The sequence below is a fragment of the Devosia lacusdianchii genome, from assembly GCF_022429625.1.
Classification (GTDB): domain Bacteria; phylum Pseudomonadota; class Alphaproteobacteria; order Rhizobiales; family Devosiaceae; genus Devosia; species Devosia lacusdianchii.
The window spans coordinates 250,391-273,569 of record NZ_CP092483.1; the positions used below are offsets into that span (position 1 = coordinate 250,391).

Annotated in this window: 23 protein-coding genes; 12 read left to right on the top strand and 11 right to left on the bottom strand. The window is 62.5% G+C overall.

The window, feature by feature from the left end; translation table 11 throughout:
* The first annotated feature begins 6 nt into the window (after positions 1 to 6).
* A complete protein-coding gene (locus MF606_RS01305; protein WP_275693114.1) occupies positions 7 to 1,062 on the top strand; it encodes an ABC transporter ATP-binding protein in 1,056 nt (351 codons plus the stop codon).
* Between the two features lie 376 nt (positions 1,063 to 1,438).
* The gene (locus MF606_RS01310; protein WP_240231662.1) at positions 1,439 to 2,650 is read left to right on the top strand and encodes an ROK family transcriptional regulator; all 1,212 of its coding nucleotides are present in this window, start codon (positions 1,439 to 1,441) and stop codon (positions 2,648 to 2,650) included.
* Here the strand turns inward: MF606_RS01310 and MF606_RS01315 are convergent.
* Positions 2,621 to 2,947 (bottom strand): integration host factor subunit alpha, encoded by a 327-nt coding sequence (locus MF606_RS01315; RefSeq protein WP_240231666.1) that lies wholly within the window; start codon positions 2,945 to 2,947, stop codon positions 2,621 to 2,623. The genes MF606_RS01310 and MF606_RS01315 overlap by 30 nt on opposite strands.
* A gap of 246 nt (positions 2,948 to 3,193) precedes the next feature.
* Here MF606_RS01315 and rirA point away from each other — a divergent pair, with 246 nt between their 5' ends.
* Positions 3,194 to 3,655: an iron-responsive transcriptional regulator RirA gene (gene rirA / locus MF606_RS01320; protein WP_240231671.1), complete on the top strand. Its 462-nt coding sequence runs from the start codon at positions 3,194 to 3,196 to the stop codon at positions 3,653 to 3,655.
* A gap of 460 nt (positions 3,656 to 4,115) precedes the next feature.
* Positions 4,116 to 5,927, top strand: coding sequence for an ABC-F family ATP-binding cassette domain-containing protein (locus MF606_RS01325; protein WP_240231673.1), 1,812 nt, complete (start codon positions 4,116 to 4,118; stop codon positions 5,925 to 5,927).
* A gap of 3 nt (positions 5,928 to 5,930) precedes the next feature.
* Here MF606_RS01325 and MF606_RS01330 read toward each other — a convergent pair whose 3' ends face one another.
* Positions 5,931 to 6,977, bottom strand: a complete 1,047-nt coding sequence (locus tag MF606_RS01330; RefSeq protein ID WP_240231674.1) for a LacI family transcriptional regulator — start codon at positions 6,975 to 6,977, stop codon at positions 5,931 to 5,933.
* Between the two features lie 532 nt (positions 6,978 to 7,509).
* Here MF606_RS01330 and MF606_RS01335 point away from each other — a divergent pair.
* On the top strand, positions 7,510 to 7,731 hold the full coding sequence (locus tag MF606_RS01335) for a hypothetical protein (protein ID WP_240231676.1): 222 nt from the start codon (positions 7,510 to 7,512) through the stop codon (positions 7,729 to 7,731).
* A 15-nt stretch (positions 7,732 to 7,746) separates the two neighbouring features.
* Here MF606_RS01335 and MF606_RS01340 read toward each other — a convergent pair whose 3' ends face one another.
* From MF606_RS01340 to MF606_RS01360, 5 genes are read right to left on the bottom strand one after another with little or no spacing between them, the layout of a single operon-like run.
* Positions 7,747 to 7,953 carry a hypothetical protein gene (locus MF606_RS01340; RefSeq protein WP_240231678.1) on the bottom strand — a complete coding sequence of 69 codons (207 nt, stop codon included), beginning with the start codon at positions 7,951 to 7,953 and terminating at the stop codon, positions 7,747 to 7,749.
* Positions 7,940 to 8,086, bottom strand: coding sequence for a hypothetical protein (locus MF606_RS01345; RefSeq protein ID WP_240231680.1), 147 nt, complete (start codon positions 8,084 to 8,086; stop codon positions 7,940 to 7,942). The genes MF606_RS01340 and MF606_RS01345 overlap by 14 nt, the downstream gene beginning before the upstream one ends.
* Before the next feature lie 52 nt (positions 8,087 to 8,138).
* Positions 8,139 to 8,705 carry a phosphonate metabolism protein/1,5-bisphosphokinase (PRPP-forming) PhnN gene (gene phnN, locus MF606_RS01350; RefSeq protein WP_240231681.1) on the bottom strand — a complete coding sequence of 189 codons (567 nt, stop codon included), beginning with the start codon at positions 8,703 to 8,705 and terminating at the stop codon, positions 8,139 to 8,141.
* 5 nt (positions 8,706 to 8,710) lie between these two features.
* Positions 8,711 to 9,838: an alpha-D-ribose 1-methylphosphonate 5-triphosphate diphosphatase gene (locus MF606_RS01355; RefSeq protein WP_240231683.1), complete on the bottom strand. Its 1,128-nt coding sequence runs from the start codon at positions 9,836 to 9,838 to the stop codon at positions 8,711 to 8,713.
* The gene (locus MF606_RS01360) at positions 9,838 to 10,527 is read right to left on the bottom strand and encodes a DUF1045 domain-containing protein (protein ID WP_240231685.1); all 690 of its coding nucleotides are present in this window, start codon (positions 10,525 to 10,527) and stop codon (positions 9,838 to 9,840) included. Before MF606_RS01360 ends, MF606_RS01355 begins: the two co-directional genes overlap by 1 nt.
* Before the next feature lie 113 nt (positions 10,528 to 10,640).
* Here MF606_RS01360 and MF606_RS01365 point away from each other — a divergent pair, with 113 nt between their 5' ends.
* A complete protein-coding gene (locus MF606_RS01365; protein ID WP_240231686.1) occupies positions 10,641 to 11,894 on the top strand; it encodes a glycerate kinase type-2 family protein in 1,254 nt (417 codons plus the stop codon).
* Between the two features lie 79 nt (positions 11,895 to 11,973).
* Entirely contained in the window at positions 11,974 to 12,912 is a 939-nt protein-coding gene (locus tag MF606_RS01370; protein ID WP_240231688.1) for a Gfo/Idh/MocA family protein, read from the top strand.
* Positions 12,913 to 13,043: 131 nt separating this feature from the next.
* On the opposite strand, the gene MF606_RS01375 is transcribed toward MF606_RS01370, so the two are convergent.
* The 3 genes from MF606_RS01375 to MF606_RS01385 are packed head-to-tail and all read right to left on the bottom strand — an operon-like array spanning position 13,044 to position 14,874.
* The gene (locus MF606_RS01375; RefSeq protein WP_240231689.1) at positions 13,044 to 13,970 is read right to left on the bottom strand and encodes an aldo/keto reductase; all 927 of its coding nucleotides are present in this window, start codon (positions 13,968 to 13,970) and stop codon (positions 13,044 to 13,046) included.
* 26 nt (positions 13,971 to 13,996) lie between these two features.
* A complete protein-coding gene (locus tag MF606_RS01380; protein WP_240231690.1) occupies positions 13,997 to 14,509 on the bottom strand; it encodes a hypothetical protein in 513 nt (170 codons plus the stop codon).
* Positions 14,482 to 14,874, bottom strand: coding sequence for a VOC family protein (locus tag MF606_RS01385; protein ID WP_240233923.1), 393 nt, complete (start codon positions 14,872 to 14,874; stop codon positions 14,482 to 14,484). The genes MF606_RS01380 and MF606_RS01385 overlap by 28 nt, the downstream gene beginning before the upstream one ends.
* A gap of 221 nt (positions 14,875 to 15,095) precedes the next feature.
* On the opposite strand from MF606_RS01385, the gene MF606_RS01390 reads away from it, so the two are divergent.
* From MF606_RS01390 to MF606_RS01410, 5 genes are read left to right on the top strand one after another with little or no spacing between them, the layout of a single operon-like run.
* Positions 15,096 to 16,691 (top strand): ABC transporter substrate-binding protein, encoded by a 1,596-nt coding sequence (locus tag MF606_RS01390; protein WP_275693115.1) that lies wholly within the window; start codon positions 15,096 to 15,098, stop codon positions 16,689 to 16,691.
* A gap of 54 nt (positions 16,692 to 16,745) precedes the next feature.
* Positions 16,746 to 17,753 carry an ABC transporter permease subunit gene (locus MF606_RS01395; RefSeq protein ID WP_240231693.1) on the top strand — a complete coding sequence of 336 codons (1,008 nt, stop codon included), beginning with the start codon at positions 16,746 to 16,748 and terminating at the stop codon, positions 17,751 to 17,753.
* Positions 17,753 to 18,658, top strand: coding sequence for an ABC transporter permease subunit (locus tag MF606_RS01400; protein WP_240231695.1), 906 nt, complete (start codon positions 17,753 to 17,755; stop codon positions 18,656 to 18,658). Before MF606_RS01395 ends, MF606_RS01400 begins: the two co-directional genes overlap by 1 nt.
* A 5-nt stretch (positions 18,659 to 18,663) precedes the next feature.
* Entirely contained in the window at positions 18,664 to 19,509 is an 846-nt protein-coding gene (locus MF606_RS01405) for an ABC transporter ATP-binding protein (protein WP_240231697.1), read from the top strand.
* Positions 19,509 to 20,339, top strand: a complete 831-nt coding sequence (locus MF606_RS01410) for an ABC transporter ATP-binding protein (protein WP_240231700.1) — start codon at positions 19,509 to 19,511, stop codon at positions 20,337 to 20,339. Before MF606_RS01405 ends, MF606_RS01410 begins: the two co-directional genes overlap by 1 nt.
* A 186-nt stretch (positions 20,340 to 20,525) precedes the next feature.
* Here the strand turns inward: MF606_RS01410 and MF606_RS01415 are convergent, their stop codons facing one another.
* A complete protein-coding gene (locus MF606_RS01415; RefSeq protein WP_240233924.1) occupies positions 20,526 to 23,171 on the bottom strand; it encodes a bifunctional diguanylate cyclase/phosphodiesterase in 2,646 nt (881 codons plus the stop codon).
* Between the last annotated feature and the right edge of the window lie 8 nt (positions 23,172 to 23,179).

Below are 23,179 nucleotides of genomic sequence, written 5' to 3' on the forward strand. Positions count from 1 at the left end.
CAAGCCATGGCTGATGTGACGCTGCGCGGTATCCGCAAATCCTATGGCACGATGGAAGTCGTCCACGGCGTGGATCTCGACATCAAGTCCGGCGAATTCGTTGTTTTCGTTGGACCTTCCGGCTGCGGCAAGTCCACGCTGCTGCGGATGATCGCCGGTCTCGAGCCCATTTCGGGCGGCGAGATCTCGATCGGGGGCAAGATCGTCAACGACATTCCCTCGCCCCAGCGTGGCATCGCCATGGTCTTCCAGTCTTATGCGCTCTACCCGCACATGACAGTCTACGAGAACATGGCTTTCGGCCTCAAACTCGCCAAAACGCCGAAAGCCGAGGTGGATCAGCGGGTTAGGGAGGCAGCACGCATCCTGCAGATCGAGAACTACCTCGACCGCATGCCCAAGGCGCTGTCAGGCGGGCAGCGCCAGCGCGTTGCCATTGGCCGGGCTATCGTGCGCAATCCGCAGGTGTTTTTGTTCGACGAGCCTCTATCGAATCTGGACGCGTCCTTGCGCGCCCAGACCCGTATCGAAATCGCCAAGCTTCACGATACGCTAACAGCCACAATGATTTACGTAACCCACGATCAGGTCGAGGCCATGACTCTGGCCGACCGCATCGTGGTGCTCAACGCGGGCAAGATCGAGCAGGTCGGCTCCCCGTTGGAACTCTACCGCAACCCGGTCAATACCTTCGTTGCCGGCTTCATCGCCAGCCAGCGCATGAACTTTCTGACCGTGACGCCAACCAGCAGCGGACTGACCTTACCGGGTAACAGACTGTTAACATTGAGCCATCCGCAACTGGCCAATGCCCGCACTTTGGGCGTACGCCCCGAGCACATGGCCCTGGCCAGTCCCGAAAGCGCGCATTTCTCCGGCACCCTGTCGGTAATCGAACAATTCGGTGAATACGCCCTGGCCTATGTCGAGCTGCCGACCGGCGAACTGGTAACGGTCAAACTCGACGGCGCCCCTGACCTGCAACTGCACGAGACGGTCCATATCGGCCTGCCGCCCGAAGGGGTTCACCTCTTCGACGAAGCCGGCCGCGCCCTGCGCTAGCCTAGCGACGAGGCGTCCCAGCGTCTCGTCCACACGCCCCGCACCGACGCGGGCTCGCCACACAAATGGCCAGCGTCGCCATCACTGCCCACTTATTTTGCGTACTGTATCGTTATATTGAACGGCGATCCGATTTGTTGATCAGTATTACGGGCTGTCGGCAAGTATCCCAATAGTCAGAAAAGACATCTGGTCGCACCAGCGACGGATGGGACTTGGCGCGGCTGAGCCCCTTTGGCATGATCACGACATAAGAGTTTAGTCGAATCAGTGATTTGCGCGTTGCGGCGCTCCGTTCCAGTTTTATCGTTTGCGTCTGCAGGCCAGGCGTCCGCACCTTTTTTCCTGCCGGCAGACGGCGACCAGGATATTGATAATGTCGTCTCCGACAGAGCCGCTCCGCGACGTTTTCGATGCTGGGGGTCGCGGCCTGCAACACCAGGGTCTGCGCCGCGCCAATGAGCGAGCCGTATTGACGGTTATCGGTTTCAACCTGGGTGTCTCCAACGCCGATATCGCCCGTCTATCCGGTCTGGCCCCACAGACGGTGTCGGCCATCCTGACCGATATCGAGAGAGCGGGTTTGATCTCGCGTGGCGAGGTGTTGCGCGGGCGGCGTGGTCAGCCGGCAACGCCTATTTATTTGCGGGCCGAGGGGGCCTACTCGATTGGTGTGGAGATCGGCTGGCGCCATGTCGATGTGATTCTCCTCAACCTGCAAGGCGAAGTATTGCTTCGGGAGCACCGCGCCTATGCCTATCCCGACGCGCGGACCATTTTGGCCGACGTCACCGGCATGGCTCGGACCATCATGGCGACGCTGCCGCACGAGGCCAGGTCGCGGTTGACCGATTTGGGCGTGGCGCTGCCCACCAATATCGCCACCAATATCGACCTCGTCGATGCGCCGCCCGAGCAGCATCAGCTCTGGAGCAAGCTCGATATTGTTGCCGAGCTGGTCCATAGCACCGGGCTTGAGGTTACGCTGTTCAATGACGGCAATGCCGCCTGCTGGGGCGAGCTGATCGCCTTCCCCAAGCCGCGCCCGGCCAGTTTCATCTATTTCCTCATCTCGCGCTACATCGCCGCCGGAATCCTCGGGGAAGGAACACTCTGGGAAGGGCCGACCGGCAATTCGGCCAATCTGGGCTCAATGCTGGTCGCCGGCGCCGATGGCAAGCTGAACGCAGCCCATTTCACCGCCTCGGTCGCGGCGCTGGCCCGCCAGCTTGCGGCGGCAGGTATGCCGGTCGACGACATCGATCTCGAAGACTGGCCATGGGAGAGTTTTGGCGCCGTGCTCGATCAGTGGATCGCCGACAGCGCCCGCGCGCTCGCCATGGTCGTGTTCAATACGACCAAAGTCATCGAAAGCGGATTGGTTGTGATCGACGGCATCATTCCTGCTGTCATCGTCGAGCGCCTGGTCGTCGCCGTTGCCGACGAGCTGCACAAGCTGCCCGTCGCGCACCATGCACCTCAGGTGCTGACGGGTCATCTGGGAGCCTTGGCGCCGGCTATCGGCGCGGCGGAATTGACGCTTTATCGCCGCTTCTTCTCACGCACGCTTGCCGACCTCGTCGGATAGCGTGGGACCGGCCGCGAGCAGCGCCTCACGCAATTGCGCGCTGGGTGTGAATACCACCGTATGACGGGACGAAATTTCGTGTTCCTCTCCGGTCCTGGGATTGCGCCCTATCCGCTTGGCGCGCGCACGAACCTGCAGCGAGCCGAACGCGGTCAGTTTGACATTTTCACCAGCCGTCAGCGCTTCGCCCATCAGCGCGAACATTGAATCGCCAATTGCTGCGACATCGGCCCTGCTCAGTCCCGTGCGTCTTGCGGCGGCATCGGTGAGCATGGCCCGCGTAATCGTCTTGCTCACGATAGTCGGTCTCCGGATGCTTAAATTCATAGGAAGAATTTAAGGGCGTGTCCAGAGCTTGACCTGCGTCAGAAATATGAACAGCACGATCATGTTATGTTGACATATTTTAGAATGGTTATAAGCTGCAGCTCGTTCTATGAAGGTGGAACAACTCGAATCGAGACGTCGCCCGGGTACTTCCGGCCTCGGTGACGCAGGAAATGCCGGCGCCGCGCCATGCGGCCGTGCCGAGAAAGGTCCGAAGTGAGACTGACGCGTCAATCCAACTATGCGATCCGTACTCTGGTCTATTGCGCGGTCAATGATCCGGGTCTCAGCCGCGTTGCCGATATCGCCAGGGCCTACAATATTTCCGAGCTCTTCCTGTTCAAGCTGATCAAGCCGCTGGTCGAAAACGGCCTGCTGGCAACGGTGCGCGGCCGCCATGGCGGCATCAAGCTGGGCAAGAGCGCCAAGGACATCACCCTGCTCGACACGATCAGGCTCACCGAAGAGAACTTTGCTCTTGCCGAGTGCTTCGAGGACGGCGCCGATTGCCCGCTGATTGGTGAGTGCGACCTCAATGGCGCACTGCGTGAGGCGCTCGGAGCGTTCTTCGACGTCCTGGCCAGCTACACGATCGCTGATCTCGCCAGCAAGAAGCGCTCGATCCGCGACCGTCTTGGCCTCACCGCCCTCGAAGCGGTGATGGAACCGGCGCACTAACGCGACGACCTTCGCTTCGCTGACGTTCAACCCCCGGTTCGCCCCGGGGGTTTTGCCTTTTTTGCACACGAGCGGCACCACAAGTTATTATGAGTTTGACAGTCATAATAACTTGTGGTTTTCTCCCGTCATCGCGCGGCGCTGGTAGGTCCGAGGGGATCGAAACGACCGGATGCCGTCGCCGAGACGACGGGGCTTGCTGCTACCGTCTCCCCGGGCTGGTCAGGGTCCTCAACGCCCTGACCAGCCTATTTTCCTCCTTGCCAGTGTTCCGCGTGCCTTCGAGGCTGACGGCAAAATCGGGCTGGCTATGCTCGATGCGGGCTTTGGTGCGTGGCGTCGGACCCAGCGTCGCGGTCCACCTCGCGACCGCGGACCAGATGGTCGCTGGCCGCGACGCCAAAGCCGAGGCGGCTCAGCAGCCTTTTCTTTGTCGCCCGCCTATGCTCTATCCGCGCCCATGGCCCCAGCTCCCCTGCTTTCCCTTCAGAACATCCACCTGACTTTCGGCGGTACGACGCTGCTCGAAAGCGCCGAACTCATTGTGTCGCCGGGCCAGCGTATTGCGCTGGTCGGCCGCAATGGCTCGGGCAAGTCGACCCTGCTCAAGATTGCTTCGGGCGATGTGGCCTACGACGGCGGCGTGCGCTTCGTCGAGCCCAGCGCTACGTTGCGCTACCTGCCACAGGAGCCCGACCTCAGCGCCTACGCGACCACGCTTGCCTATGTCGAGGCGGGCCTGGGGCCGGGCGACGATGAATATCGCGCCCAGTATCTGCTGAGTTCGCTGGGCCTCACCGGCGCCGAAGACCCCAAGACCCTATCGGGTGGCGAGGGCCGCCGCGCGGCGCTGGCGCGCGTGCTTGCACCCAAGCCCGATATACTGCTGCTCGACGAGCCGACTAACCACCTCGATCTTCCCGTTATCGAGTGGTTGCAGGCCGAACTGGATAGCCTTCGCTCGGCGATGGTGCTGATCAGCCACGACCGGCGGTTCCTCAGCGATTTGACGCGCTCCACCGTCTGGCTCGACCGCGGTGTAACGCGCCGCCTCGACAAGGGGTTTAGTGCCTTCGAAGCCTGGCGCGATACTGTGCTCGAAGAAGAAGAACGCGACCGCCACAAGCTCGACCGCCAGATTCTGCGCGAGGAACACTGGATCCGCTACGGCGTCACTGCTCGCCGCAAGCGCAATGTCGGGCGCCTTGAGCGTCTGGCCGGACTGCGGCAGGACCGGCGCGAGCAGCGCCGCGTGACCGGCTCGGTCAATATGCAGGTTTCGGAAGGCCGCACCTCCGGCGCGCTGGTTGTCGAGGCCGAGAACATCTCCAAGAGCTATGGCGGCCGTACCATTGTCGGCGACTTCTCGACGCGCGTCCTGCGTGGCGACCGCATCGGCATTGTCGGACCCAATGGCGCTGGCAAGACCACGCTGATCAAGATGCTGACCGGCCTGCTCCAGCCCGATAGCGGCACCATCAAGCTCGGTTCGGCGCTGGAGCTGGCCATGCTGGACCAGGGGCGCGCCAAGCTTGATCCCGAGACCCGCCTGCGCGATGCGCTGACCGGCGGCGGCTCCGATACGCTCCAGATCAATGGCCAGCCCAAGCATGTCGTGGGCTATATGAAGGACTTCCTGTTCACCCCCGAACAGGCCAACACTCCCATTGGCAAGCTCAGTGGCGGCGAGCGCGCGCGCGTGGCCCTGGCCCGGGCATTGTCGCTGCCATCCAACTTTCTGGTGCTGGACGAGCCGACCAACGACCTCGATCTCGAAACCCTCGACCTGCTCGAGGAGATGGTCTCCGACTATGCCGGCACGGTCATTGTGGTCAGCCACGATCGTGACTTTCTCGACCGGGTCGCGACCTCGGTGATCATCGCCGAAGGTAACGGCGACTGGACCGAATATGCCGGCGGCTATTCCGACATGGTGATCCAGCGCGGCGAGGGGGTGCAAGCCCGCGCCGCCGCCAAGGTGCACCGCCCCGGCAAGACCGCGATGGCGCCCACAGCTGCGCCGTTCGTCGCCAAGCGCAAGATGAGCTTCAAGGAAAAGCACGCGCTGGAAACGCTGCCCAAGGACATCGCCAAGCTGGAGGCCGAGATCTCAGCGATCAATGCCGCGCTGACCGATGCCAATTTCTACGCCAAGGACCCGGCGGGCTTTGCGGCGAAATCCAAGGCGCTGATCGCCGCCGAAGCCAAGCGCGCCGAGGCCGAGGAACAGTGGCTGGAACTCGAACTATTGCGGGAAGAGCTGGAGGGCTAGCCCTCAATCCTTCCAGTCGAACTGCGGCTGGGCCAGGTATTGCAGGTCTTCATTTTCGCGCGCGATGCGACGCAGCAGCAGGGTGCCAAGCTGGCGGCCGGCATCGACGAAGTCCTCGAACACGGTTTCGGCCCCCGGCTGGAACTGGGCGAACATCTGTGAGGCCTGCTTGCTGACCACATGGACAGACCGTCCCACGGTCTTGCCGGCCTGGTTGAGCCCACCAATGACCGCCAGAGCCGACACTTCCGACGCGCAAACCCAGCCATCTGGACCATCGGGGCGTTTGGAGCGCTTGGTCACATAATTGCGGATGGCGTCGGTCTGGCTGTGCAGCGTTACGTCGGCGGCGAATTCATGAGCGATGCCGGCTTCGGCAGCGGCCCGCGCCATGCCAGTCTTGAGGTGGTCGGTATAGGTCAGCGAGCTTTCTGGCAGGATGATGGAGACCTTCTTGCAGCCCTTGCTGACCAGCCGTTTCACGGCACCATAGGCAAAGGCCTCATTGTCGAAATCGACAGAAGGATGCGCGTCGGGCCAGCGGCTGCGGCCATGGCTGACAAACGGAAAGTCGCTGTCGAGCAGAAAGCGAATGCGTTCGTCGAAGCTCTCGGCCTTGGAGAAGATGACGCCGTCGGCCATGCGGTTGCGCACAATGTGCCTGATGGGCTCCATCGGGTCGACATTGCGAAACAGCGGGGTGATGACCAGGTGATAGGCCGTGTTGCGCATCGCCTCGGTGAGGCCGGCCACGATCAGCGTGCCGAAGCCGTAGATCTGTTCGTCCGGCTCAAGCACGAGAGAAATAACATTGGTGCGGCCGGTCTTGAGGCGCAATGCGGCGCGATCCGGCAGATAGCCGATCTCGGCGGCGATCTTCTGCACACGGTCGCGCGTTTCCTGCGACAGTTCCGGGGCGTTGTTGAGGGCGCGCGAAATCGTGGTGACCGCAAAGCCGGTCATCGTCGCAATGGTCTTGAGCGTCGGCTTGCCTGACGGCTTCACCCCGCGCTTAGCGGTGTCGCTCGCCGGCCGGTCATCATCTGACACTTTGATTCGTACCCCTCGACCCGCGATTTTCCTCGCGGTGACGCCTGTTGGAGACGGACATCACCAGATTGTCCGCTCCAGTTCAAGCTTTCCGGCGCAGGTCGCAAAATTGACGCGCGTACCTCAAATATGACCAGAAAAGTCAGATTTCTTCCGTGAGACGAAAGTCGAGCAGTCTTTTTTCAGAAATCTGCATTCTTGGGTCGGCTGTGAGCTAGCAATCGGCAATGAACGCGCCTATCTTGCCGGCATGCATCGGTACCTGCCGATGCAGCCCGCGTCGTCAACCAGCAGGAAAGGAATGAAGATGACTCTTTCGACTACCTTCACCATCCATGCAGGTTGTTCCCTCGTACGCACCCACCTGCAAGGCGCCAAACGCTGGCAAGGGACCTGTCACTCGAAACGAATGTGACCTCCGTCACACCATCGTCTCAGACAACCGATAGAACCCCAGCGTTGCCGGCCAGGATGGAGCAAGCTTTGCCCATCTCCCTTTGGCCGTTCCGACGCGCAAGTGGAGAATCCACCCATGCAGGAAAGCAGTCTCGACAGGGCCAAGGCCCATAAGCCAATCGTCATAGAAGTCGCCGGTGAGCCGCTCGGCGTCGTCGTGCCGCATGCGGAAGGCTACCGGTTTCTCGCCGTGAAGCTGCCGGCTTTTGCCATCGACGGTCAGCAGTTCGCGACCGTCGAGAAGGCCCATTTCGCCGTCTCCGAGGCGGTGCGCAAGGGCAATGCCGACGCTGCTTAGGCGTCGGCAACCAATTTAGTCATCATTGGTGGCGTTGAGGTCTTCGGGTCTCGTGCCTTCCGCCATGGGCAGATCAACGGCTTCGAGGGCGTCGTCGATGGCATTGGCCAGCGCGTCGACATCGATGCGCGCCGCGCCGTCCAGCGCCTGGCGCTCCAGCTCGGCGGCAATCGCGGTGGCAATGGTCTGCCGCCGGGCCGGCTCCTCGCTATCCATTGCCATCGATCGAAATCCCTCCGTCATCGACGCGCACCTCGATGCCGGGGCGGCTCTGCTGCTGATAAGTATAGATGCCAAAGGCTGCGATCGCGACCAGCAAAATGGCGATCACGGCATATAATCCATTGCGGCTCATGAGAACTCCTGACGCTTGTACCAAAGGTCAAACGCGGCAGGAGCAGACTGGTTCACTCGTTGGCGGCGATGGCGCGCAGCGCCATGACGAAGGCGGTGACGCCGATGGCGATCATGCCGGAATTGTCGATGATGACAGGCTCGATCCCCGCTGGCACTGGCGCACTCTCGCGTGCCAGCCGCGCCGTGATCTGGTCCCGGCTTTCCCGACCCCGCTCGATCAGCCTCTGGGCCCGTAGCGAGATTTCGGCCGTAATCAGCACCACCGCACAGGACGGATATTTGGCTCGCGCCTCGGCCACCACATGGCGTGAAACGTTGGCGACCACGACCTTGCCCAGCGCCAGATCGGTATCGACGCTGAGGGGCAGGGCATAGCGCAGATTATGCGCATCCCAGGAGAGGGCGAAGCGTCCCGCTTCGTCGAGCTGCCGGAAAGCCTCGGCGTCTATGCTGTCATGGTCTTCGACCTCGACGTGGCTCGGCCGTGCCACGATTCGTCGCACGAAGGTGAAGCGCTTGTCGTTCTCGAGGGCATGACGGGCGCCAGCGATCAGCGTGTCCTTGCCGACCCCGGAAGGGCCAACGACCAGGACAAGTGAACCGAGCGGTCGCACCATATGTGTCAGCTTACCCTCATGCCCTGTCGCCAGACGCCGCGGATCACCGGCAACCCACTCACCACCCGGACGCGAACCAGATCGGCGCGTTTGCCGATGGCGATCTCGCCCCGGTCGCTGAGGCCAGCGGCGATTGCCGGGTTACGCGTCACCATGGCCAGCGCTTCGGGCAGACCAAACCCCTCCACCCGCTGCGGCAGCACGAAGGCGGCCTGCAGCAAGGCAAACGGCACATAGTCCGAACTCAGAATGTCCAATAGTCCTGCCCGCACCAGATCGGTCGCCGAGATATTGCCCGAATGCGACTTGCCGCGCACCACATTCGGCGCACCCATCAAAATTGCAAGCCCCCCGTCATGCGCAGCCGCGGCCGCTTCGAGCGTGGTGGGGAACTCGGCGATGGCAACGCCGTCGGCCACCGCCTGTTCGACATGGGCCAGAGTGGCGTCGTCATGGCTGGCGAGAGCCAGACCCAGTTCGCGCGCCCGGCGCACGATGTGTTCGCGGTGAACAGCCGAATAGCGCTCGTGCTCGGCCTGGCGATCGACGATGAACTGCTCGAGTTCCTCGGACGTCCGCCCGACGCGGTAGAAGCGCTTGTAGTCTTCGATCGAGCGAAACTGGCGCTGCCCCGGTGTGTGATCCATCACTGAGGCGAGCCGGGTCTGCTTATTGGCGGCGAAGGCCTCGAACTGCTCGATCACATCGTGGCTAGGCAATTCGCAGCGCAGATGAACGAAATGCTCAGCCCGCAGCCAGCCGGCTTCGCCGGCATGAGCGATGGCGCCGGTGAGCTTTTCGACATGCGGCCCCATATCGGGCACGTCCTGGTCCGAGCCGATACGTACCGAATCGAACACCGTGGTGATACCGGAGCCGGCAATCTGCACATCATGGGCGTGAAGCGCCGCGATGGGATTCCAGAACACGCCGGTGCGCGGGCGATAATGGCTTTCCAGGTGATCGGTATGCAGCTCGATCAGGCCGGGGATGAGGTAGTCGCCCTCGAAGTCTTCGCCCGTCTGACCGCCGTCATCGATCGCCGCGATCGCGCCGCCGACTGCGGAGAGGCTGCCCTCGACAACCTCTTCGGCCAGAACGATGCGGGCATTATGAAAGGCTGTATCGGCCATCAGGCCGCTCCGAGCTTGAAGTCGGCAACACGGCGGAACGGCTTGCCTGCTTCGGGTTCGTGGAACAGTGACAACCGGTCGAGCAGGATCGGCTCATCAAGCACCGGCCCGAACCAGGTCGATGCCGCCTGCGCGATATCGGCCGCATCATCGGCGCCAAGGCGATCGGTCAGCGTCATGTGAAAGCGGAACTCCTCGAACACATAGGGGTAGCCATAGGCATCGAGCAGCTCGATCTGCCGTTCGCTGAGCCCCCTGCTGGCGCGTGCGGCCCGATCCTTGATCGACATGGGCGCGCGGAAGTCGTCGAAGCTCTCCACCACATGGGCGGCGAAATCCTGCAACGCCTCGTTTTCGTCGACCAGCAACGCCAGAAAACCATCGAGCGAAGCCAGCCTCGGCTTGCCGAGGTCTACCGGCCGATGCTCGGCGACGAACTGGCTCAGGGCATCGCGTAGCGTGGCCTCCGTCACGCCATCGACCAGGGCCATGGGCGACTTGATGGTGGCGTGGAAGCCGTAGCGATTAGCCGACTGCGTGAGGTTGAGCAGGCGGCTGCGATCGATACCGGCCACCGGGCCATCGAATACGTCGCCATCGCTGGCGTCGCGGCCGAGCCAGGTCGAGGCGCGCTCCCACAGATTGCTGGTGGCGGAAGGGGCAAAATAGATCGCGAATCGTTCGGTCATCGGAACTCCTTGCCCTGCCGCTAGCGATAGTGTGTGTCGGTGGTTTGACACCCTGATGCTTCAATGCTGGCTATCCTTGCCAGCGCCGAATCGCAAGCCGAGAGAAAAGTAAGATGGATCGCGACCTGCTTGACCAGATGTTCCGTCACGCCGTGGCCGAAGCTCAACCGGCGCTGGCCGTTCGGCTCAACCTGCCGCCGCGTCCCCTCGGGCGGACGGTCGTGGTGGGAGCCGGCAAAGCATCGGCGCAAATGGCCCGCGCCTTTGAGCAGGCCTGGGATGGCCCGCTTTCCGGGCTCGTCGTCACCCGCTATGGCTATGCGGAGGCATGCGATCGCATCGAGATCGTGGAGGCCGCGCACCCCGTCCCCGACGAAGCCGGCTTTCTTGCTGCCCGCCGCATTCTTGAAACCGTTTCGGGGCTGGGTCCTAACGACCTGGTCGTGGCGCTGATCTCGGGTGGCGGCTCGGCCCTGCTGCCGGCTCCGGCGGCCGGGCTGACCTTCGATGACGAGCAGGCGATCAACCGGACCCTGCTGGCATCCGGCGCGCCGATCGGGGTGATGAACCTCATCCGCAACCAGTTCTCCACCATCAAGGGCGGGCGCCTGGCTGCCCATTGCGCCCCGGCGCGGGTGGCGACGCTCGTCGTCTCAGACGTTCCCGGCGACGATCCGGCCCTGGTCGCCTCCGGCCCCACCATCCCGCTCGGCGGCAGCCGCGAACTGGCGCGCAAATATGCGACGCTCTACCGGCTCGACCTGCCCCCGCATGCCCAAAGCCTGCTCGCGGGAGAGGACAATCTGCCGCCGCGTCCCGATGATCAGGCCTTCGCCGGCAATACCGTGCGGACCATCGCCTCGGCGGCATTGTCGCTCGATGCAGCGGCGGCGCTGGCCCGCCAGAACGGCATGGAGGCCGCCATCCTCTCGGACTCGATCGAAGGGGAGGCCCGCGACGTGGCCCAAGTCCATGCCGCCATGGCGCGTGAAGTCGCGGTGCGCAATCGTCCCTTTGCCAAACCGGTTGTGCTGCTCTCGGGTGGCGAAACCACGGTGACCTTGCGCGGCAAGGGCAGGGGCGGGCGCAATGCCGAATTCCTGCTCGCCTTCGCCATCGCCATCGATGGCAGCGACGGCATCACCGCCCTGGCCGCCGATACCGATGGCATCGACGGCTCGGAAACCAATGCCGGCGCCTTTGCCGACGGCGGAACAGCCATGCGCCTGCGCCGCGCCGGCATCGACCCGCTCGCGGCATTAGCTAACAACGACGCCTATTCGGCCTTCGAGGCCATAGGCGACCTGCTGGTGACCGGTCCGACCGGCACCAATGTCAATGATTTCCGCGCAATTCTGGTGCGCTAGAAAAAATCATACAAATGCCCTTGGCAGACTGGGCCTACCTCTGTTCTATACGCCCGACTTTTCCGGGGAGCGCCGCACCATGGCCAAACGCAGGATCGCCATTATCGGCGTCGGCAAGATCGCACAGGACCAGCACCTGCCGGTGATCGACAATTCCGATGACTTCGAGCTGGCCGCCACCGTCTCGACGCGCGGCCTCAGCCACAATGGCGCGCCGGTGTTCAAGACACCGGGCGAGCTTTACGCGGCCATGCCCGATGTATCGCTGGTATCGATCTGCACCCCGCCCGGCATCCGCCATCAATATGTCCGCGAGGCGCTCGACGCCGGCAAGGATGTGATGATGGAAAAGCCACCGACCACGACGATTTCCGAACTCGACGATCTGATCGCCCATGCAAGGCGGCTTGATCGCGTGCTCTACCAGACCTGGCATTCCCAATATAACGCTGCCGTCGACCGCACCAAGGCGCTGCTGGCCGAGGGGGGCGTCAAATCGGCCCGCATCGACTGGCGCGAAAGCGTGCGCAAATGGCATCCGGGCCAGGACTGGGTCTGGGAGCCGGGCGGGTTCGGCGTCTGCGATCCGGGCATCAATGCCTTCTCGATCTTCACCAAGGTCATGCCGTTCCCGGTCTTCGTCGAAAGCGCCAAGCTGACCTTCCCGGCCAACCGGCAGACCCCTGTCGATGTTGAGATAGGCTTCAAATCCGGCCAGATGCATAAGCCGGCCTTGTCCGCCGGTTTCAACTGGCTCGAGGAATCCGGGGAAGTCTGGACCATCCGCTTCGAGACTGGGACGGGCGACGTCATCAAGCTCGAAGGCGGCGGGCGCTCGCTCACCGTCAATGACCAGCTCGTCCTGCAGCATGGCGATGGCGAATATGCCGCCATGTACGACCACTTTGCCGGCCTTCTGGATCGACACGAAAGCGATGTCGATGCGGCCCCGCTTCGGCTGATGAGCGACGTGTTCCTGATGGGTGCACGCGAGAACGGGCCGGATTTCGAGTGGTAAGTTGAGGCGCGGGACTAACCGCCGTCACCCTCGGGCTTGCCCCGAGGGCGTTGCACTTCCCCATACCCGGCAAGTGTAGAGACCTCGGGTCAAGCCGAGGGTGACGATCGAAGGTGGGGCACCCCTGTCCCCTACTTCCCCGCGTCGGTCAGCGCCTTCAGATCCGCGTCCGACAACTTGAGCCGGACGCCCTTGGCGAGGCTCTTGAGCTGCTCGACTGAGGTTGCCGAAGCGATTGGCGCCGTTACGCCCGGTTGCGCGACGAGCCAAGCCAGCGACACCTCTGCCGGGGTCGCATCGTTGCGCTTGGCCACGACATCGAGTGCATCAAGAATCCGGAAGCCCCTCGCATTGAGATACTTCTCCATCCGCGTGCCGCGCGGACTCTTGGAAAAATCCTTGTCCGAACGATACTTGCCGGTGAGGAAACCTGCCGCCAGGCTGAAATAGGGGATGATGCCGATCTCCTCCTTGATGGCGAGGTCCTGCAATTCGCCCTCGAAGGTCGAACGGTCATAGAGATTGTACTCTGGCTGCTCGGTTTCGTAGCGCGGCAGCGATTTGACCACCGCGGTCTCATGGGCGTCACGGATCATATCAGGGGTGAAATTGGACGAGCCGATCACCCGCACTTTGCCGGATCGGATCAGCAGGTCGAAGGCTTCGAGCGTTTCCTCATGCGGAGTGTCTGGGTCCGGACGGTGGCTCTGGTACAGGTCGATATAGTCGGTCTGGAGCCGAAGCAGGCTGTCTTCTACTGCCTGTTTCACGTAAGCGGCCTTGAGCCCTTTCTTGCCAGGCGCCATCTCCGACCCAAGCTTGGTGAAGATATGCACCGCCTCGCGATTACTACGTGCCTTGAGCCATTCCCCGATCATGGTCTCGGATTTGCCCTTGCCGTAGACATCGGCGGTATCGATGGCGGTAAAACCCTCGTCCACGAAGGCGTCGAGCACCTTGAAGCCGGTGTTCTGGTCGACCGTCCAGCCGAAGACGTTGCCGCCAAAGACCAAGGGTTCGATGACGAGTTCACTGCGTCCGAGCGGGCGGCGGTCCATGATGCTTCTCCAATTGTGTCGTCTGGCTAAACGCCTGCACCGGCATTCGGTTCGCCGGGCGCCACACGCGGCGCACAATAGGCGAGCGCCCTGTTGATGGCATAGAGCGATCCATCGAGCGCGATGTGATTGGCCGGCATGCCCGAGCCCGCCTCAGGTTCGAGATAGGCGACGGCGCCATTGCGTAGATTGTCCAGCACCCAAGAAAAATCGCCGACCAGCTGGGCTCCGTAGGGTTTGGCGGCCTCGGCATCGAAGGAGCGCGTCTCCTTGTCGACGGTGATGGCCCAGCGACCGGCGCTGCCTTCCGGGCGGCTGGTGTGGATGTGGACACCGATGCTGAAATCATCCTCGCAGCGCACGGCGATGCAGGCAAAGACGTCCGGCGTCGAGCCTCGCGCGCAGCCCAGCGTGGCCCGATCGCCCTCGCCCGGCAGCGGCGAATAATGCCATCCGGCCTCCTGGGCGCAGGCCGGGCCGAGCGACAAAGCCAGGACCAGTAGTCCGACCGTCAGTTTTTGGGTTCGATCAAATCCCATTTGTTTCCATAAAGATCTTCGAACACCGCCACCGAGCCGTAGGGCTCGTGCCGCGGCGCTTCGAGGAACTTGACGCCGCGGGCCATCATGGCGGCATGGTCCTTCTGAAAATTGGTGGTGTTGAGAAAGAACATCACGCGCCCGCCACCCTGATTGCCCATGGCGGCGCGCTGCGCTTCGCCATCTGCCTTGGCGAGCAGCAATTGCGCGCCGGAGCGCCCGGGCGGCGCGACCAGCACCCAGCGTTTGCCGCCGCCCATATCGACATCGGCCACGAGGTCGAACCCGACGACGTCGCAATAGAAAGTGATCGCATCATCATAATCTGCGACGACGAGGGCGGCGGTGGCGATGGACTGGGTCATCAGAGCATGGATCACCCCACATGCCCGCTGGTCAAGCCCATTACCAGGGCCGAACGGTTCATTCAAAAACCGTCCATTTCTGTGGAAGGGCATTCTGGTCGCCATCAGATTGACCAAATGGTCAAGTTCCCCCATTGCCATCCCTTGGATTCTAGGCTTTGTTGGCGCCCAAGCTCCGGCCGGAAAGCTGGATGCGTATAAAAAATCGGGAGACAACAATCATGAAATTGATGAAAAGCCTGCTGGCGGCAACCGCCATCCTGGCGCTGGCCGCTGGCGCCGCGCAGGCAAAGCAGCTCGTATTTTGCTCGGAAGCTTCTCCGGCCCACTTCGATCCCGGTCCGACGACCGGTGGTAACGACTTCGACGCGTCCGCGCACACCATGTATGACGGTCTCGCCGCTTTCGTGCCCGGCAGCACCGACGTGGAACCTGGCCTGGCTGAAAGCTGGGACGTGTCCGAAGACGGTCTCGAAATCACCTTCCACCTGCGTCCGGGCGTGAAGTTCCACACCCAGCCCTATTTCACGCCCACGCGTGATTTCAACGCCGACGACGTGCTCTTCTCGTTCGAGCGTCAGTTCAAGGAAGACAATCCGTTCTTCGCATACCTGGCCAACCTGACCTGGGACTACTACCAGGGCATGGACATGCCGCGCTACGTCAAGGAAATCGTCAAGGTCGACGACCTGACCGTCAAGTTCGTCCTGAGCGAGCCCAATGCGCCGATGATCGCGAACCTGGCCATGCCGTTCGCCTCGATCGTCTCCAAGGAATATGCCGATCAGCTCGCTGCTGCCGGTACGCCTGAACTGCTCTCGACCCAGCCGATCGGCACCGGTCCGTTCACCTTCGTCGACTACCAGCTCGACTCGGTGATCCGCTATGCCGCCAACCCGGACTACTTTGGTGGCAAGCCCGCCATCGACGACCTGATCTTCGCTATCACGCCTGACCAGTCCGTGCGTGCGCAGAAGCTGATCGCCGGTGAATGCGACGTCATCCCCTACCCGGCTCCGGCCGACGTTCCTATGCTGCAGGCCAATGAGAACCTGACGGTGCTGGAGCAGGAAGGCCTCAACATCGGTTACATGTCCTACAATGTGACCGAAGCTCCGTTCGACAACGTCAAGGTGCGCAAGGCGCTCTCGATGGCAATCGACAAGCAGGCTATCGTCGACGCCGTGTACCAGGGTGCTGGCCAGGTCGCCAAGAACCTGATCCCGCCCACCATGTGGTCGTACAACAACACTGTCGCCGACGACACCTATGACGTCGAAGGTGCCAAGGCGCTGCTGGCTGAAGCCGGTGTGACCGAACTGACGACCGACCTCTGGGCCATGCCCGTCAGCCGTCCGTACAACCCCAACGCCCAGCGTGTTGCTGAAATGATCCAGGCGGACTGGGCCGCGATCGGCGTCACCGCCAATATCGTGACCTACGAATGGACCGAATACCGCGAACGCGGCAAGGCCGAAGGCCGCAAGGGTCCGTTCCAGATCGGTTGGACCGGTGACAATGGTGATCCGGACAACTTCTTCGCCACCCTGTTCTCCTGCTCGGCTATCGGCGTTTCCAACTACTCGTTCTGGTGCAACGAAGAGTTCGAGGACCTGATCCAGAAGGCCAAGGTCACTGCCGACCCGGCAGAGCGCACGGCTCTCTACGAACAGGCCCAGGTGATCTTCAAGGCGGAAGAGCCCGCTCTGACCCTCGCTCACTCGAAGGTCTTCGTGCCGATGAACAAGCGCGTCACTGGTTTCGTCCAGAGCCCGCTGGGTGACCACGTCTTCGACAATGTCGACGTCACCGAATAACTAGGCTAGGAGGCGCCGGGTCCCGACCCGGCGCCTTCGCTCAAGAACCAGTCCATGATTTCCTACATTTTCCGCAAGTTGCTGCTGATCGTTCCGACCGTCATCGGTATCTCGATCTGCGCCTTCGCCTTTGTACGGCTGCTGCCGGGCGATCCCATCCTCGCCATGGCCGGCGAGCACGGCGTGACGCCTGAGCGCTACGAAATCCTGAAGGAAGCCTTTGGCTACAATCTGCCCATCTGGCAGCAATACCTGAATTATCTCGGCTCCGTTCTGACCGGTGACTTCGGCGTGTCTCTCGGCACCAAGCGCCCGGTTCTGAACGAGTTCCTGACCCTGTTCCCGGCCACGGTCGAACTGGCGCTTTGCGCGATCATCCTGGCGACCGTCGTGGGCGTGCCTGCCGGCGTGCTGGCTGCTGTCAAGCGCGGCTCCTGGCTCGACCAGGGCACCATGGGTGTGGCCCTGACCGGTTATTCCATGCCCATCTTCTGGTGGGGCCTGCTGCTGATCATGTTCTTTTCGGCCTATCTCGGCTGGACGCCGGTTTCGGGCCGCATCGCGCTCAATTTCTTCTTCAGGCCCGTTACCGGCTTCATGCTGATCGACAGCCTGATCTATGGCAATTGGGCGGCCTTCGTATCGGCATTGCGCCACCTGATCCTGCCCACCGTGGTTCTCGCCACCATTCCGCTGGCTGTGATTGCCCGCCAGACGCGATCGGCCATGCTCGAAGTGCTGGGCGAGGACTACGTGCGCACCGCCCGCGCCAAGGGACTTGCGCCCAAGCGCGTCGTCAATGTGCATGCCCTGCGCAATGCCCTCATTCCGGTCGTCACCACGATCGGCCTGCAGGTTGGCGCGCTGATGGCCGGCGCCATCCTGACGGAAACGATCTTTTCCTGGCCGGGCATCGGCAAATGGATGATCGAATCCATTCTCAAGCGCGATTATCCGGTGGTCCAGAGCGGGCTGCTGCTGATCGCGCTGATTATCATGGCGGTCAACCTGATCGTCGATGTTCTCTACGCGGTCATCAATCCGCGCATTCGGGTGCGATGATGACAGACATCCCCAAGACGATCACCATTCCCAAGGGTACCCGCGGCGCCGCCTTCGCCGAGTTCTGGCACTATTTCTCGATGAATCGAGGGGCCGTCATCGGTCTCGCCGTGGTGGCCATATTCATCCTCTTGGCGCTGTTCGCGCCGTGGATTGCGCCCTACGTGCCCGAGCAGCAGTTCCGTGGTTTCGACAAACTTCCCCCATCATGGATGAATGGCGGCAATCCGGCCTACCTGCTTGGTACCGATGAAGTTGGTCGCGATATCCTGTCCCGCCTGATCTATGGCGCGCGCTATTCGCTCTCCATCGGCCTTGTCGTCGTCGCCATTGCCGCCAGCGTCGGCATCGTCCTGGGGCTTCTGGCCGGCTATTTCCGCGGCTGGGTCGATGTCGTGATCATGCGCGTCATGGATATCATCCTGGCCTTCCCGTCCCTGCTGCTGGCGCTCGTGCTGGTAGCCATTCTGGGGCCCGGCCTGCTCAACGCTATGCTCGCTATCGCGCTGGTGCTGCAACCGCACTTTGCCCGCCTGGTGCGCGCCTCGGTCATGGCCGAGAAGAACCGCGAGTATGTCACCTCCGCCAAGATGGCGGGGGCAGGGCATATCCGCCTCATGGGCATAACCATTCTGCCCAATTGTCTGGGGCCTCTAATCGTTCAGGCCACGCTCTCCTTCTCCAATGCCATTCTCGACGCGGCGGCTTTGGGCTTCCTCGGCATGGGCGCACAGCCCCCGACGCCCGAATGGGGCACCATGCTGGCCAAGGGTCGCGAATTCATTTCCAGCGCGCCCTGGATCGTGACCTTCCCCGGCCTGGCCATCCTGATCACCGTGCTCGCCATCAACCTCATCGGCGACGGATTGCGCGATGCGCTCGATCCGAAGCTCAAGAGGAGCTGAGACCCATGGCTCTGCTTGAAATCAAGAATCTCACCGTCGCCTTCGATACCTCCATCGGCCTGTTCAAGGCCGTCGATGGCATCGACGTCTCCGTCGATGCGCGAGAAGTCCTGGCCATTGTCGGGGAATCTGGCTCCGGCAAGTCCGTCGCCATGCTTGCGGTAATGGGTCTTCTGCCCAAGACGGCCACCGTCACTGCCGACAAGATGGAATTCGAAGGGCTCGACCTGCTCGCCATGACGGCGCAGCAGAAGCGCCGGATCATCGGCAAGGACATTGCCATGATCTTCCAGGAGCCGGTGGCGAGCCTCAACCCGTGCTTCACGATCGGCTTCCAGCTCGAAGAAGTGCTGAAGCGGCATATGGGCCTCAAGGGCCGCGCCGCCCGTAACCGCGTTGTCGAACTGCTGGCCCTGGTCGGCATCAAGGATGGGGCCGATCGCCTCGGTGCCTATCCGCACCAGATGAGTGGCGGCCAGTGCCAGCGCGTCATGATCGCCATGGCCATTGCCTGCAATCCCAAGCTGTTGATCGCCGACGAGCCGACCACCGCGCTCGACGTGACCATCCAGAAGCAGATCCTTGATCTGCTGGTGCGGCTGCAGGCCGAGCATGGCATGGGCCTGATCATGATCACCCACGATATGGGCGTGGTGGCCGAGACGGCCGATCGCGTCATCGTGCAATACAAGGGGCATAAGATGGAGGAGGCCGACGTGCTCTCCCTGTTTGAAAACCCCAAATCCAACTACACGCGCGCCCTGTTGTCGGCACTGCCGGAGAACGCGGTAGGTGATCGCCTGCCCACCGTTTCCGATTTCGTCTTCGAACCGGCGCCGGGAGTGCACTGATGGTTGCTCCTGTTCTCGAAGTTCGTCACCTCAAGCGCGATTACGTCAGCGGCGGTGGTTTCCTGCGCCCGGCCAAGATCGTGCATGCCGTCAAGGACGTGAACTTCGTCCTCGAAAAGGGCAAGACGCTGGCCGTGGTGGGTGAAAGCGGCTGTGGCAAGTCGACACTGGCGCGCATGATCACGCTGATCGATCCGGCGACCTCAGGCGAAATCCTCATCGATGGCCTGCCGGTCGACTCCCATCACGTGACCAAAGAGATGCGCCAGAAGGTGCAGATCGTGTTCCAGAACCCCTACGGTTCGCTCAATCCGCGCCAGAAGATCGGTGACGTGCTGGCAGAGCCGCTATTGCTCAACACCGGCATGAACGCCGCCGAACGCCGCGACAAGGCAATGGCCATGTTGATCAAGGTTGGCCTGGGGCCGGAGCACTTTAATCGCTATCCGCACATGTTCTCGGGCGGCCAGCGCCAGCGTATCGCCATCGCCCGCGCGCTGATGCTCAATCCGAGCTTCCTCGTGCTCGACGAGCCGGTGTCTGCGCTCGACCTCAGCGTCCAGGCCCAGATCCTCAATCTGCTCAAGGATTTGCAGGACGAGTTCGGGCTCACCTATGTGTTTATCAGCCACGATCTCAGCGTCGTGCGCTATATCGCCGATGAGGTGATGGTCATGTATTTCGGTGACGTCGTCGAGCATGGCTCGCGCGATGCTGTGTTCGGCAATCCCCAACACAGCTATACGCGGACCCTGTTTGCCGCGACGCCGAAATCGGACGTGGACAGCATCAAGGCGCGCCTGGCCAAGAAGGTCGCGCTGGCGGGCTAGCTCCCCGTTCGCCGGTCGTTTGGGGGAAGTTGCCAAATAGGCGGTCGTCACCCTCGGGCTTGTCCGAGGGCATTGCACTTTCTCTTTCTAGGCAAGTGAAGAGCCTTCGGGTCAGGCCCGAGGGTGACGAGCGGTGGTGGTGCAGCGAGCGGCGCGCTACCCGTCTCGCGCGGCCGTTGGTCTACGTCACGACGCTTTGCGCCAGCTTTGCGCGCCGAGGAACGCTTCGAGATCGGTCGCGCTGAGCGGCCGCGAAAACGCGTAGCCCTGCAGGATATCGCAGCCGAGGTCGCGCAAGATGGCTGCGTGCTCCATCGTCTCGACGCCCTCGGCGATGACCTCGATCCCCATCGACTTGCCGATATCGACGATCGACATCAGCAATTGCCGCTGCGCCGCGTCGGTCAGGATCGGGTGCACCAGCTGGCGGTCGATCTTGAGGCGCTTGGGGCGCAGCTTTTGCAGCGACACGATCGAGGCATAACCGGTGCCGAAATCGTCGATCTCGACATCGATGCCCAGATCCTTGATCTGGTCGATGTTCCAGCCGACGATAGCATCGCCCTCGTCGAGATAGATGGATTCCACCAGCTCGAACGATATGCGGCCCGGAGCGATATCGAGCTGCTTGAGGCCGGTGATCAGGTCTTCGTCATGCAACCGCCGCAGCGAGACATTGACCGAGGCGCGCGGTACCCCGAGCCCCATGGCCTCCCAACGATCGAGCGCGGCCAGCGATTGTTCGAGAATGAGGCGGTCGATGGTCGAGACCACGTTGAGCTCTTCGGCGATGGGCAGGAAACTGTCCGGCGCCTTGATGCCCTGGACCGGATGGCGCCAGCGCGCCAGGGCCTCGACGCCGACCACGTCGAGCGTGTGCGCATCGAACTGGGGCTGGTAATAGGCGACGAATTCGTCCCGTTCGAGACCATTGAGGATCTCGTCGGCCACCCGTTTGGTGTTAACCACCTCGGCTTGCAGCACGTCTGAGAAAAACTCGTGGCGATTGCGGCCGCGGCCCTTGGCCCGGTAGAGCGCGATATCGGCATTGATCAGCAGGCGTTTGACGTCGATGGCGACTCCGCGCTCGGCGGCAATGCCGATGCTGACCCCGAAGCGGCATTCATGCCCCTCATAGGTTGCCGGCTGGCGCATCTGGCGCACCACCCGCTCGGCCAGCGCGCCGAGATAATTGTCGCCATCGCTGGCACTGGTCAGCACCACGAATTCATCACCGCCGATGCGCGCGACGAAGTCGGCGTCGCGGCAGTTGGCGCGTAGCACCGTGCTGGCGTGGATGAGCATGGCGTCGCCGGCGGCATGGCCCAGCGTATCATTGATCTGCTTGAAGCGGTCGAGGTCCATATGCAGCAGGGCGATGCTGCCGGTATTTTCGAACCCGGTCGCGGCGTGGCGCTTGAGTTCCTCGTCCAGATAGCGGCGGTTAGGCAGTCCGGTCAGGCTATCGTGCAATGCTGTGTGCTCGATGCGGACGCGGGCAATTTCGAGTTCGCGATTGCGCGCCTCGGTAAGAAGGTTAGCGCGCCGCAGCTCCTCGCTATGGGCTGCGTCGGCAGTGACGTCCCAATTGACGCCCAGGATTTTGGGATTGCTGCCCGGATCGGCATAGACCGAGCCGATGGTACGGATGTGGCGTATCTCCCCATTGGGATGGAGGGCCCGAAACTCGGACTGGTAGCGCCCGGTGCGGATGCCATCGGCGAAATCCTGGTCTGCGCGAGCGAAATCGTCGGGATGCAGGGCTGCACGCCAATCCTCGTAACCGCGTTTCCCGCCATCCGCCGGCAGGCCATAGAGCTCATTCATGCGGTCGTCCCACACCAGCTCGCTGGTGACGGTATCCATTTCCCAGACCCCGACCTTGGACGTATCCAGCGCCAGGCCAAGCCGGCGCGACAGGCGCGCCAGATCGGCCTCGCGGGCCTTGAGCTCGCGGAAATGCTGCTGCCGCTCGCCCATCAGGCGTCCGGTAATGACGATAGGAACCAGGATCAGCGCCCCGGCAATGATCGTCGCGATGCGCAGAAACCAGGCATTGGTCTGTGCCGCGCCCCAGCCGCCATTGGGCACGGCGGAAATCTGCCAGGAGCCCGCGGGAAGCACTACGTCGGCCGTCACCGGGTTCTGGTCGGACAGGTCGTCGCCAAAGAATATGCGGCCGGCGCCGCCGGTGCCGTCCTTGCCAGAGATGGAAATGTTGATGGTCGAAGACCGATCGAGAAGGCCGCTATCGGCATAGAGGCGGCCGGCATCGACGACGGCCGAGATGACGCCCCAGAAGACCTGCCCTGTCGGGGTATCGGTATAGACCGGGAAACGACCGACAAAGCCGCGCCCACCTTGAACCAGATCGACCGGCCCGGCTAGCACCAGCTTGCCGCTATCGCGGGCCCTCAGCACCGCGTCGCGCTGCGCGTCATTGGCGCGATAGTCGAGGCCAATCGCCCGCTCATTGCCCACCAACGGATAGGTCATGGTGATGACGAGATCGGGCGCCGCGGCGATCGACCGAAGCTGGCTCTGCTCCTCGAACAGGTTCGAGACCAAAGCGGAAAAGCGCTCCTGGTTCATCGCTGGTTCGGTCGAGATGGTGGAAACCAGCCCGCGGACCAGTTGGATATTGCTGTTGATATTACCTTCGAGCTTGGCGCGGATCAGAGCCACCTCGGCCAGGACGCTGGCGCGCATACGTTCCTCGTTGAGGATCGCGCTCTGCCGGTCAAGGAATACGCCGCCAGCGATCAGCACGGCCAGGGCGAGCAGCGCCGGCAACACAATTGGCTTGAGCCAGCCGAAGCGATTGTCGGGCATATGGGTTG